The organism is Commensalibacter sp. ESL0382 (genome assembly GCF_009725775.1).
GTDB classification, from domain to species: Bacteria; Pseudomonadota; Alphaproteobacteria; order Acetobacterales; family Acetobacteraceae; genus Commensalibacter; species Commensalibacter melissae.
Window position 1 is genome coordinate 87,634 of sequence record NZ_WNII01000011.1, and the last position, 12,890, is coordinate 100,523.

At 36.9% G+C, this 12,890-nt stretch carries 11 protein-coding genes; 3 read left to right on the plus strand and 8 right to left on the minus strand.

Going from position 1 to position 12,890, the window contains the following annotated elements; translation table 11 throughout:
• Window position 1: 1 nt before the first annotated feature.
• Window positions 2-1,174 carry a pyridoxal phosphate-dependent aminotransferase family protein gene (locus GM552_RS04655; RefSeq protein WP_155565491.1) on the minus strand — a complete coding sequence of 391 codons (1,173 nt, stop codon included), beginning with the start codon at window positions 1,172-1,174 and terminating at the stop codon, window positions 2-4.
• A gap of 76 nt (window positions 1,175-1,250) precedes the next feature.
• Between GM552_RS04655 and GM552_RS04660 the strand changes: the two genes are divergently transcribed.
• Window positions 1,251-2,501 (plus strand): adenosylmethionine--8-amino-7-oxononanoate transaminase, encoded by a 1,251-nt coding sequence (locus GM552_RS04660; protein WP_155565492.1) that lies wholly within the window; start codon window positions 1,251-1,253, stop codon window positions 2,499-2,501.
• Here GM552_RS04660 and GM552_RS04665 read toward each other — a convergent pair.
• The 3 genes from GM552_RS04665 to uvrC form a co-directional block, all read right to left on the minus strand.
• Window positions 2,498-3,130 (minus strand): hypothetical protein, encoded by a 633-nt coding sequence (locus GM552_RS04665; RefSeq protein WP_155565493.1) that lies wholly within the window; start codon window positions 3,128-3,130, stop codon window positions 2,498-2,500. The two genes, GM552_RS04660 and GM552_RS04665, sit on opposite strands and share 4 nt — an antisense overlap.
• A gap of 87 nt (window positions 3,131-3,217) precedes the next feature.
• Window positions 3,218-3,796: a CDP-diacylglycerol--glycerol-3-phosphate 3-phosphatidyltransferase gene (pgsA, locus tag GM552_RS04670; protein ID WP_155565494.1), complete on the minus strand. Its 579-nt coding sequence runs from the start codon at window positions 3,794-3,796 to the stop codon at window positions 3,218-3,220.
• Between the two features lie 94 nt (window positions 3,797-3,890).
• On the minus strand, window positions 3,891-5,753 hold the full coding sequence (uvrC, locus tag GM552_RS04675; RefSeq protein ID WP_155565495.1) for an excinuclease ABC subunit UvrC: 1,863 nt from the start codon (window positions 5,751-5,753) through the stop codon (window positions 3,891-3,893).
• Between the two features lie 450 nt (window positions 5,754-6,203).
• On the opposite strand from uvrC, the gene xth reads away from it, so the two are divergent.
• A complete protein-coding gene (xth, locus tag GM552_RS04680) occupies window positions 6,204-6,998 on the plus strand; it encodes an exodeoxyribonuclease III (RefSeq protein WP_155565496.1) in 795 nt (264 codons plus the stop codon).
• 4 nt (window positions 6,999-7,002) lie between these two features.
• Here xth and GM552_RS04685 read toward each other — a convergent pair whose 3' ends face one another.
• A complete protein-coding gene (locus tag GM552_RS04685) occupies window positions 7,003-7,719 on the minus strand; it encodes a response regulator transcription factor (RefSeq protein ID WP_110438040.1) in 717 nt (238 codons plus the stop codon).
• Window positions 7,720-7,923: 204 nt separating this feature from the next.
• Between GM552_RS04685 and GM552_RS04690 the strand changes: the two genes are divergently transcribed.
• On the plus strand, window positions 7,924-9,168 hold the full coding sequence (locus GM552_RS04690; RefSeq protein ID WP_155565497.1) for a sodium:proton antiporter: 1,245 nt from the start codon (window positions 7,924-7,926) through the stop codon (window positions 9,166-9,168).
• Here the strand turns inward: GM552_RS04690 and GM552_RS04695 are convergent.
• The 3 genes from GM552_RS04695 to GM552_RS04705 all read right to left on the minus strand — a co-directional run bounded on the left by GM552_RS04695 (window position 9,165) and on the right by GM552_RS04705 (window position 12,884).
• Entirely contained in the window at window positions 9,165-10,460 is a 1,296-nt protein-coding gene (locus tag GM552_RS04695) for an RsmB/NOP family class I SAM-dependent RNA methyltransferase (protein WP_155565498.1), read from the minus strand. The two genes, GM552_RS04690 and GM552_RS04695, sit on opposite strands and share 4 nt — an antisense overlap.
• A 38-nt stretch (window positions 10,461-10,498) precedes the next feature.
• Window positions 10,499-11,983, minus strand: a complete 1,485-nt coding sequence (gene guaB / locus GM552_RS04700; RefSeq protein WP_155565499.1) for an IMP dehydrogenase — start codon at window positions 11,981-11,983, stop codon at window positions 10,499-10,501.
• Window positions 11,984-12,164: 181 nt separating this feature from the next.
• Window positions 12,165-12,884: an RlmE family RNA methyltransferase gene (locus GM552_RS04705; RefSeq protein ID WP_155565500.1), complete on the minus strand. Its 720-nt coding sequence runs from the start codon at window positions 12,882-12,884 to the stop codon at window positions 12,165-12,167.
• Between the last annotated feature and the right edge of the window lie 6 nt (window positions 12,885-12,890).

Here is a 12,890-nt window from a genome sequence, read left to right on the forward strand (position 1 = left end):
ATCAATGAATTGAAATTAGATCAATTGAATGAAAAGATTTTAGTAAATACTCTATTTCATCCTCTCGATGACCGGCACTAAGGGTCAATCGTAAACGACTTCCATAAGAGGGAACGGTGGGTGGACGAATTGGGGTAATCCAGATATTTTTTTCTTTCAAAGCATTTGCCATTAATTGGGCCTTTATCGGTGATCCGACAATAATGGGAATTATATGTGAAATAGACTGACCACATTGATATCCCATTGACTCTAATTGTTTTCTAACCTTTTCAGACTGTTTAACCAAAAAGGCACGTTGGTTTGTTAATGAAGGCATTAATTCTAGTGCTGCCTCAATGCTACCGATTACGGCGGCGGGCAAAGCAGTCGTGTGGATAAAAGCAGAACAAAAATTCACCAGCCATTCACATAAATCTCTGGATCCAGCTATATAGGCTCCAAAACTTCCCCACGCTTTACTAAATGTTCCCATCGTTAAATCAGCAAAGGCAGGGGCCAATCCCTCGCCCTTACTTCCAAATATTCCGGTTGCATGTGCGTCATCTAGAAATAAAAATGCATTAAACTGGTCGGCAACTGATCTCAATCTTTTCAAGTCACAAACATCACCATCCATACTGAATATGGTTTCCGTTAAAATTATTCTTGAACCTTTTTCCCCCTCAATTTTTTTCAATCGTGTTTGTAGATGGTCAAGATCATTGTGACTAAAACGGATCTGTTTAACTTGACCAGCTTTGCATCCATAATGCAAACTGGCATGATTCAATTTATCCGTAAATACCCATACTGGTTTTGGAAAATTTTCAATGAGGGAAGCAACAACCCCAACATTTGCCTGCCAACCTGATGGAAATATTAATGCCGCTTCAGTTCCTAGAAAATTAGCTAGTTTCTCCTCGATTTTACCATAATATGAAGCATTGGACGAAATTAATCTGGATGCCCCGCTTCCAGTACCATATTGTCTTAAAAACTCCTCACCTTTAATTTTTAAATTTGCATTGTTTGATAATCCCAGATAATCATTACTGGAAAAATTTATATAACTTTTACCCTTATTTTTTATATGTAATGAATCAATTATTTCAAATGTTGGCAATTCTCTTTTTAAATCCTCTTTAGCTCTTTTGTCTAATTCCCGAGAAAAAAAAATATCAAATCGGTTCATTAAGTTAGTCTTTTCAAGTTTTAAAATTTTTGTTTAGTTATGCAAACTCTATCTTAACAATTATAGGCAAAATCCCATGTTTCATTCAACTTTAAAAAATATATGGTTACCCTATACGCAAATGAATAATTGTAATGCCCCAATTGTTGCAAAAGCCACGCATGGAAGTACAATTATCCTAAATGATGGCACCAAATTGATTGATGGTATTGCTTCATGGTGGACAGCCTGTCATGGGTATAATCACCCACATATTATCAAAACGGTAAAAAAACAACTTGAACTAATGCCTCATATTATGTTTGGTGGCATTATTCATCAACCTGCAATTGATTTGGCAAAACATCTGGCAAACCTGTTGCCTGGAGATTTAAACAAAGTTTTTTTTTCTGAATCAGGCTCCGTATCTGTGGAAGTGGCACTAAAAATTGCAGCCCAATTCTGGTTAAACCAAAATAACAATATCAAAAACAAAATCATTTCTTTTCATGGTGGATATCATGGTGATACCATGGCGACAATGGCGGTTTGTGATCCTGAAGAAGGAATGCATAATTTATTCAAGAATATTATTCCCCACCAATACAACATTCCTTTGCCTGATACCTCGGAGAAACAAAAGGATTTCATTCAGTTTCTAGAAAAGCATCATAAAACCATTGCTGCAATTTTAATTGAACCTTTGATACAGGGAGCTGGAGGCATGTTATTTCATTCTCCAGAAGTTTTAAGATTTTTGCGAAAACAAGCTGATCATTTTGAAATTTTATTGATATTTGACGAAATTTTTACCGGGTTTGGCAGAACGGGAAGTTTTTTTGCCTGTGAACAGGCAGATGTCATTCCGGATATTATTACACTTTCGAAAGCATTAAGTGGAGGCACTATGGCATTGGCTGCAACCATTGCGAAAGAATATATATTTGACGGGTTTTTATCTGATAGTGATCAACATGCCCTGATGCATGGACCAACATTTATGGCCAATCCCCTGGCCTGTTCCGCTGCCAATGCATCCTTGGAAGTTTTTGATCAATACAATTGGAAGAATGCAGTCAGTTCCATTGAAAGACAAATGAAAAAAGAATTGACACAATGTAAAAATTTAAAAAATGTCAAGGATGTTAGGGTAAAAGGGGCCGTTGCCGTTGTTGAGTTATACAATATTTCAAACTTAAACCGTCTAAAGACAAAATTTATCCAACAAAATGTATGGATACGTCCCTTCAGAAATATCGTTTATCTTACACCCTCTTTCACCATAACACCTGAAGAATTATCCTTGTTAACTAATTCAATATATGATGTGATCAAACATGAATATTAATTTTCACCATCATTTTTTGATGATTTATTTTTACCTTTTTTACTTTCATTTTTAGATGTCGGCAATTGGCTATCCGGGATAATCTTTACAACACCCCTGGAATTGATAATGGTACTGGTTCCATCCCCATTCGGAACGATTACTGGGGCGTCCTTACCTTTTTCAATATATTTCGCTCCCTGATCCTTAATTGAGTCAGGCAGCCTTCCATTGATGAAATCCGTCATTCCATTTTTGATCTGATATTGTTCCCCAACATTCAGATTACCATCTTCTGGAAAATCAACAGGAACAGATTGCTTATTGATTTGATCATGCGTTACGCTGTCTACATCACCACCTGCCGCTCTACTGTAATCTGATAGGGAGAAACTTTTATCATCACTCGCAACATCACTCAACGTAGGTAATGCAGGAGGACGAGAGGGCCAAATATTTTCACTTTGAGGTAACAAAGGGGTTGTAGCTATCGCCATATTGCCTTTTACCCTTTGCATATTTTCCGCATATCCTTCTGGAGCCTCGGGATTATTTCCTGGTAAAGAAACGGTATCATCAAAAAATTTATCTATCCCGGAACACCCACTTAATATCAAAAATGTGGTAATAAGTGCAGCATAATTCCGCATGATTGTTCTCCATCCGTTTTAAAAATTTGATGATACATAATTTAAAAAAATACATATCCAACAAGATAAAATTCAAATATAAGCTTTTTAAAAATCCGTTTTATTAATAAATCTGATACCCGTATGAATATAACCCCAACCCGTAATCATAGTTAAAATTGCCGCAATCCATAATAATATCGATCCGATAACATTAACCGGAAACCAGTTAATGTTCAATAATTCTGCACTGCTATCTCCAGCAAGTAAAAAACCAATAGCCACCATTTGAAAAGTTGTTTTCCATTTTGCCAGTTTTGTGACAGGTAGGCTGATCTCGAAAGAGGAAAGATATTCTCTTAATCCGCTGACCAGTATTTCTCTTGCCAAGATAATCATTGCAGGAATCAGTCCACCGTATGGAAGACGATCGTAACCAGCCATAACAATCAATATGATACCTACCAGTAATTTATCCGCAATGGGATCAAACATTTTTCCAAAGTCGGAAAGCTGTTGCCATGCACGGGCAAGCTTACCGTCTAAATAATCCGTAATACCAGCGATAATAAATAGTATACAGGCCAATAAATCTGTTACCGGCTTATGAACCATTACAAGAACAGCCACCAATGGTATTATAATTATACGGGACAAGGTAAGACAATTAGGTAAATTATAAAACATTTCTATTTAGGATCACGGCTGAACATTTATCAAAATAGTTATTTAACATTTTATAAAAAAAATGGAATAAAAAATATATATTTTCTTATATTTGTTACTTATATACACCAGGTCTAAAATAATCATATATTGATTCAGCCAATACTCTATTAATACCTGGAATATTTTCTAAATCCGCAACACTGGCCTCTTTAACGGCGCTGGCAGAACCAAAATGGTTTAGTAGATTACGTTTTCTCTTATTACCTATACCCGGAATTGAATCCAGTTCGGATTTTTCTATGCTTTTTAATCTTCCCACTCTATGAGTGGTAATGGCAAATCGATGCGCCTCATCTCTTAATCGTTGCAGATAATACAGAACAGGATCTCTTTCGGACAATTGAAAAGGATTTTGATCACGTGTAAAAAACCACTCTCTCCCTGCATTCCGGTCCGGTCCTTTGGCAATACTGACCAAGGCGACATTTTCAATCCCGAGCTCTTTCAAAATTGCATCAACAGCCGAAAACTGTCCCGCACCACCATCTATTAACAGTAAATCAGGGAAATTCTGCCAATCAGCAATTTTACCCTTGTTAAAACGTCTGAATAAAACTTCACGCATCATACCAAAGTCATCTCCAGGGGTGATATCAGATTTAATTGAAAATTTACGATAACCAGACTTGATAAAACCTTCAGGTCCAGCCACAACCATTGCCCCATATGCATTGGTACCCATTATGTGACTATTATCGTAAATCTCAATTCTTTTCGGAATATCAGACAGATGAAAAATATCACGAACCTGTTCTAATAATTTTGTTTGTGATGCAGTTTCAGCCAATTTCCGATCAAGCGCCATATGGGCATTATGTACCGCATGATCAACAACTGCCCTTTTCTCCCCTATTTTTGGTACATACAAGCTTACCTTTTTCGATGCCCTCATACTTAATGCCTTACTCATCAGCGCTTGGTCAGATAATTTAATATTCATGTATATTTGTGATGGCGGCGGCTTATTTTCATAGAATTGTCCCAAAAAGGCGTCCAAAATTTCTTCGGGGCTTTGATCCTCTGTTTGTATCGGGAATAAAGCACGATTGCCATTATTTCTTCCCCCCCTAATAAAAAACACCTGAATACAGGTTAGATAACCTTTTTGCGCAAATGCTATTATATCAGCGTTGTCAATTGTAGCAGGATTAATTACTCCATTTGTTTGAACATAGGTAAAGGCCCGAATACGATCACGCATCACCGCGGCACGTTCAAAATCCAATTGTTCTGACGCCTTTTCCATTTCGTTAGCCAATTGCCGCTGAATAATGTTTGTTTCTCCAGAAAGAAATGATTTTGCTTGATTTATGAGATCATCATAATCTGTTTTACTAACACGATTATCACAAGGACCAGAACATCGTTTGATCTGATAAAGCAAACATGGACGCTTTCTGGAATTGAAAATACTGTCTTCACAACTTCTTAACAGAAATATTTTCTGTAAAAGCTCAAGAGTCTGATTGACTGCCCCAACCGAAGCAAACGGCCCCCAATAATAATTTCTCTTGGATATTTTTCCCCGATGTTTATCAATTCTAGGCCATTTTTCTTTTGTTATAACTAACCAGGGGTATGATTTATCATCCCTCAACAAAATATTATATCGTGGTTTAAGACTTTTAATCAGATTGGCTTCAAGTAGTAGAGCCTCAGCTTCCGTATAGGTTGTTATAATTTCCATGGAAGTCGTTTGCAAAATCATTTTACGTATACGCTCGGTCAATTGTGTCAAGCGTGTATAGGAGGATACGCGTTTTTTTAAATTTTTTGCTTTACCAACATATAAAACTTCCCCTTTTTCATTAAGCATACGATAAACCCCTGCCGTTTTGGGCATTGTTTTTAAAGCATGCTTAATTGCTTTTGTTCCCTTATACGAATCCAAAGGTTTGTAATCATGAAGTTTCATTGCATTTTTTTTACCATCATCACAAATAAGTTCTGTTATCCTTTTATTTTCTAAGACTTATCTTACTTCTCCACTGATCTTGTGGATAACTCTATGGATGAATATCTAATATATGGATGTAAAAGGCAGTTTATCAAGCCCTTATATATTTTGCCTAATTTTTAAGCAATTAATATAACTCATTGATTTTTAATCATTTTTATTGTTACATGGAATTATTCAATATTTTTAACTAATTTATCACAAACCCTAAAATCACTGTCAAGTCCAATAGTGGACAAAATGAAAATTTTAATTTCAATAATGTAATTATCCACAATTTTCAATATTAAGATTTATTTATTTTTTACTGGACATTTACTGATTAAATTCCTAAATTGACCTTCTTCTCTTAATTTGAATTTATTTTAAATTATAATCATTTTCCCCTTTCAAATTTGAAATTTCTATATGCGTATTATTAGTTGGAACATTAATTCATTAAGGTTACGCTTGCCCTTGTTAAAACAACTGATAGAATTAGCAAATCCCGATATTTTATGCCTTCAGGAAACAAAAGTCCCTGATCCTCTTTTTCCCCGATCTGAAATAGAATTGCTCGGTTTTCACAATTGTCTTTTTAAAGGAATGAAAAGTTATAACGGCGTTTGTATTTTATCAAAACATCCATTAGGATACCATGTTTCCAATACCAGACAATGGTGCGGTAAAAGTGACTGCAGACATATTTCAGTTCAATTCAATTATAAAAATAAAAAAATAAACCTTCATAATTTCTATATTCCTGCAGGTGGGGATGAACCTGATCCAACTATAAATCCAAAATTCAAACATAAATTAGATTTCCTGACAGAAACAAAAGAATGGTTTTCTCAAAATAAGGAGACCAGTTCAATTCTTGTAGGTGATTTTAATATTGCACCCTTGGAAAATGATGTATGGAACCACAAACAATTATTGAAAATTGTCAGTCATACACCCATTGAAACTGAAAAACTCAATCAATGGTTACATACGGGTTATATTGATGCAATGCGTGAAATAATTCCTCCCCACGAAAAACTATATACCTGGTGGTCTTATAGAAACCGTAACTGGGAAAAGTCAAACCGGGGAAGAAGATTGGATCATTTATGGATTTCCCCAGATCTACGATCACACCTAAAAACAATTCAGGTTTTTAAAGAGGCTAGAAACTGGGACAAACCTTCTGATCATGTCCCAATCATGCTTGAATTAAAATAAATAACTATTCTTCTTTTTTATCAGAAATTGAGCTCAGCCGATATCCACCAGCCTCAGTTATCAGAAGGGTTACATTCGAAGGATCAGGCTCGATTTTTTGGCGTAAACGATAAATATGGGTCTCAAGTGTATGGGTTGTCACCGCTGAATTATATCCCCAAACCTCATTCAACAAAACTTGTCTTGGTACTGGTCTTGATCCTGACCGATATAAAAATTTGAGTATGGCAGCCTCTTTTTCAGTTAAACGGATCCGACGATTTGAATCCTGTTCCTGCAACGACTTTGCAGACGGACGAAAAATATAATTGCCAATTGTGAAAACAGCATCCTCACTACTAGCAAAAATACGCATCTGTGCCCTTAATCTTGCCAGTAACTCGGCAATGCGAAATGGTTTTGATACATAATCATTACCGCCTGCATCAAGCCCCCTCACAACATCCTCTTCATTATCTGAACCCGTCAGCATGATAATGGGCGTTCTGCAACCTTCCTTACGTAAATAGGCACATAGATCACATCCATCGCCATCTGGAAGCATCACATCCAATATGATTGCATCATAATGCTTATCAGAATCCAGAATTTTGTTTTTGGCCTCTTTTACCGTTAAGGCACTTGAAACCTCAAATTCCTGATTTTCTTGCAATTGTTCGGTTAGCGTTTCAATTAACTTTGGATCATCATCAACCACTAAAACAGGATGAATGCCTGTCATTGAATTTACCCTTCTTTTAAAACCATATCCCTATTACATATAAGGATGAAGTTAGAGATTAGTATCTTTATACTCAAAATTACGTTAATTTTTAATAATTTTTAACTAAAAATTACAAAAATTTTCAATTTTATAGCTCAAAAATAATTTACTTAAACTCAAATTACCCTAAAATTATATCTATGATAATAAAGGGAAATTAACATGAGTATACTGACCCTTATTTCTTTATTGTTTCTTCTTACCGCAATTTGCGGGGCAATTAATCTGAAATATCTCAAACTTCCCATGACCATAGGGATCATGATTGCCGCATTCATATTTTCAATAATCCTGTTTATCTCGGATTATTTCCTTTCATTTGTTTCCGGATATTCATTTGCACAGAAAATTATCTCACAAATCAATTTTCCCACTTTGCTTCTCAATGGTGCTCTAGCATTTCTGCTTTTTGCAGGAAGTTTGCAAATTTCATTACATGAGTTGTGGAAAGCTCGCTATAATATTGCTTCCTTGACAATTATTGGCACTTTATTATCGATATTATTTCTCGGTCTTGTTTTTTGGGTTCTGTTTTATCTATTTTCTATTCCCATTTCTTTACTCTGGTGTCTCACCCTAGGCGCTATTATAGCCCCGACAGATCCGGTTTCAGTTATCAGTATGTTCGGCAGACTAGGCCTTTCCAAACGGTTACAAGCAATTTTTGCTGGAGAAAGTCTTTTCAATGATGGTATAGCTTTAATTGCTTTTACAACATTTTTATCCGTAATCATTCATCAAAAGACCCCATCCACAACCAGTCTATTCTTGATTAGCATAAAAGAGATTGTTGGCAGTGGTCTTCTGGGTATTATAACCGCCACCATTGTTATTTTTATAATCAGACGATTGTCCCACAACGAAATTACCATATTATTTTCACTGGCTTTGGCGGCAGGTACCTTTTCTATCGCAAGTGATCTTAACATGTCAGGTCCCATTGCAGTTGTGGCAAGCGGTTTATTGATCGGTAACCATCTTCAAAAACAGCCTGCGGAAAAAAGTGATTCGGTTATTTACTGCTGGCATGTAATTGATGAAATCCTCAACACAATGCTATTTTTGATAATTGGGTTGCAGATTGTCATCATCCCTTTCAGTTATCATATTCTGGTTATCACATTCCTGGCTTTTCCATTTCTGGCAATTACACGTTTCATAGCCCTCAGTCTAAGTGGTTTTGTATTATTATATCAGGATTCAAACCCGAAGGGTTTGATTTCCATTCTAACATGGGGAGGACTAAGAGGAGGCATTTCCCTGGCAATAGCCTTATCTCTCCCCAATATATTTCCAAAAAATGAAATCCTGCTCATATGTTATGGGTGCGTAGTGTTAACCGTTTTAATTCAGGGATTAACCATGGAATATGTTGTTAATTATTTTTACAGGAAAGAAATAAATTAATTCTTCACCATAACCGTGCAAAAGAAACCATCCGTTTGATTTTGCGCTGGTGTTAATTGAAAACTTGTTTTCTTCATGAATTCTTTGGGTAACAATTCTGGAATCGTATCAGGCTCTACGAGTGAAAAATTGTTATTTCTTTCCAGAAAATTATTGATTTGATCTTGATTTTCCTGACGTAATATTGAACAGGTTGCATATATCAATCTTCCACCTTTTTTTACCATTCTCGCTGCAGAATCAAGAATGTGGGCCTGTTTTTCAACAAGTTCCAATAAATCATTTTCCTTAAACTTTAAACGCGCATCAGGATTACGTCTCCAAGTTCCGGTACCGCTACAAGGTGCATCAACCAAAACACGATCGAAACTTTCAACACGCCTTTTTAACCATTTTGCATCTTCAGCAAAAATATGGGTTTCACAATTAAAAACACCTGCCCTTCGCAAACGACTTTGAGCGGCATTTAACCGAGCGGGAAAAATATCTGATGCAATAATATGCCCCTTATTTTCCATCATCATCGCCATAGCCAACGTTTTACCTCCGGCTCCCGCGCAATAATCCAGGACACGCATTGACGATTTAACACCGGTCATGAGTGCAATTAATTGGCTACCTTCGTCTTGAATTTCAACCAGACCATTTTTGAAAGCATTTGTGGATGTTATGGATTGTCTTCCTTGCGCTCTCAATCCCCATGGAGAAATATTCATTAATTCTGTTTGTATATTTTCAGATGCTAGAATCTCCCTAGCCTTATATCGATCTTCCACTTTTAGAAAATTGACGCGCAAATCAAGAGTGGCTGGTTCCAACAACGTTGAAAGTTCTTTTTCTGTCTGATCCCCGTATTGGCCATTTATGATAGGATATACCCAATCTGGAACTTCATAAATTACCGCTTTGGACATTTCATCGGAAACAAACGGTTTGTTTACCAAAGATTGCAAATATAAAATTTCGTTACTATTTAACAATAATGGAGCATATTTTTCACCCGAATAAAAATTATGCACTTTAGGTATAGAATTTCCTGACAAAACCAAATAAGCTGCGACCATCATACGAGGATTGATCGGACTACCTATTCTTTTCAGCCACCATTCCAACTTTCGGTAACAACGTAAAATTTCCCAAACTTTGCCTGAAACAAAACGACGATCCCCTCCTCCAATATAACGGCGCCGCCTGAAAAACCGATTGGCTGTTGAATCTGCCGGAATATATTTTTCTTTCTGAATAGCTAAAAGCAGTTCAATCACTGCCGATATTTGTGCTGAAGGGGTCATACGTCTTTACTTAAATATCTGATAGACAAATTTATTATTTAATTATGATGATAGTTAGGCGCTTCACGCGTAATTACAACATCATGAACATGGCTTTCCCTCAATCCCGCTCCCGTAATTTTACGGAACTGAACATTTTTTTTCATTTCTTCAATCGTCGCATTGCCAGTATATCCCATACCTGCTTTCAAGCCGCCAACCATCTGATGTATAACTCCTTCTGCCGCCCCTTTGTATGGTACCTGCCCTTCAATGCCTTCAGGAACAAGCTTATGGCTTTCCTTGATATCCTGTTGAAAATAACGGTCAGCAGATCCACGAGCCATGGCACCAAGACTTCCCATTCCGCGGTATGATTTATAGGAACGTCCCTGATATAGAAATACTTCACCAGGAGCTTCATCAGTACCTGCCAGTAAAGATCCAATCATGACAACATCTGCACCCGCACCGATAGCTTTAACAATATCGCCAGACGTGCGAATTCCACCATCTGCTATTAAAGGAATATTGGCAGCATGACAAATTTCAGACACTTCCATTACTGCCGAAAATTGGGGAACTCCTACCCCTGCAACAACACGGGTTGTACAGATTGAACCTGGACCAATTCCAACTTTTACTGCATCAGCGCCAACATCAATCAATGCTTGAGCACCTTCTGGTGTCGCAATATTTCCCGCAATAATTTGAACGTCAGCATAATTTTTCTTGAGGCGCCCTATCGAGTCCAAAACACCCTGGGAATGTCCATGTGCCGTATCTACGACCAAAACGTCAACACCAGCCTCTATAAGCGTGACAGCCCGTTTATATCCGTCCTCACCAACACCTGTGGCAGCAGCACAACGTAAACGACCATATTGATCCTTGTTGGCCAAAGGATAAACGACTGATTTTTCCATATCCTTGACAGTCATTATTCCGACACAACAATCATTTTTATCAACGACAAGCAATTTTTCAATACGATTTTGATGAAGCAGTTTTTTAGCTTCATCGGGACTCACACCCTCTTTGACTGTAACCAGGTTATCTTTTGTCATTAACTCCGCAACGGGTTGTTTTGCATTTGTTGCAAACCGGACATCACGATGCGTGACAATACCAACAAGCCGATTCGTATTTTTTTCAATAACAGGGAGTCCACTTATGTTATGGCGTTTCATTGTTGCAATAACTTCTTCTAAAGTCTGTTCAGGATGAACAGTTACCGGATCAACCACCATTCCCGATTCAAAGCGCTTTACCTGCTTGACCTGATTGGCCTGTTCCTGAATGGATAGATTTTTATGAATAACCCCTATTCCTCCATTTTGTGCCATAGCAATGGCCATTGCACATTCTGTTACTGTATCCATGGCTGATGAAATCAAGGGTATATTCAAACGGATAGATCGGGTCAAATTGGACCGAACATCAGCCTGATTAGGCAATACATTAGATTTTGCTGGAATAATCAAAACATCATCAAAAGCAAGGGCTTCTCGAATATGTTTTTGGGAAATAGAAGAATGTGCCATTTATGGTACCCTTTATTAAAAATTAGAAAATTAAAGATAAAAAGGGATAACCGAAAAAAAAATCGGGTTCCAATTATTGGCAATTCTTCATACCTAAAAAATTGTGATTAGACAAGTCAAAAATCAATTTTGTGTCAAATAGTGACAAAATCAAATTATCCTTGAAATTTTATCAACACATTCACGATTTATCTTCGGAATTATTCCCTTTAAACCCTGTAGCAATCACATATAACTCTCTGGATTCCTTACGACTTGCTGGAGGTTTTGCATGTTTTACAATTTTAAAGGATCGCTTGAGGTTATTTAACATCAATTTTTCACTTCCCCCCTGGAAAACTTTGGCAATGAAAACTCCATTCAAATTTAAAATTTTTATTGCAAAGTCCAAAGCCTGTTCTGTCAAATTAACTATTCTTATATGATCCGTTGCTGCATGTCCTGTCGTATTAGGGGCCATATCAGACATGACCAGATCCGCCTTACCCTCTAATTTATCCAGTAAAACTTCAAGATTATGGGGCTCTGTAAAATCTCCCTGAAAAATATCAGCTCCCATAACTGGTTCAACTTGCAACAAATCAATACCCACAACTTTGGATGCCTTGTGATATACCGCAACCTGAGACCATCCTCCTGGCGCTGCACCCAGATCAACAACCTTTATCCCCTTTTTTAAAAAATGAAATTTATCATTTAACTCTATCAGCTTATAAGCGGCACGGGACCGCCAGCCATGCTGTTGCGCAGCTTTTACATAAGGATCATTCAACTGACGCGTCAACCATCTTTGTTGAGATGTTGAACGTCCTTTTGTTTTTTTTAAGGTAACCGTCAATCCAGTATCAAAACGCGATTTCTTTTTTTTGCGCGAATTCGAATTCGCATTATCTTTATTCATAGTTTT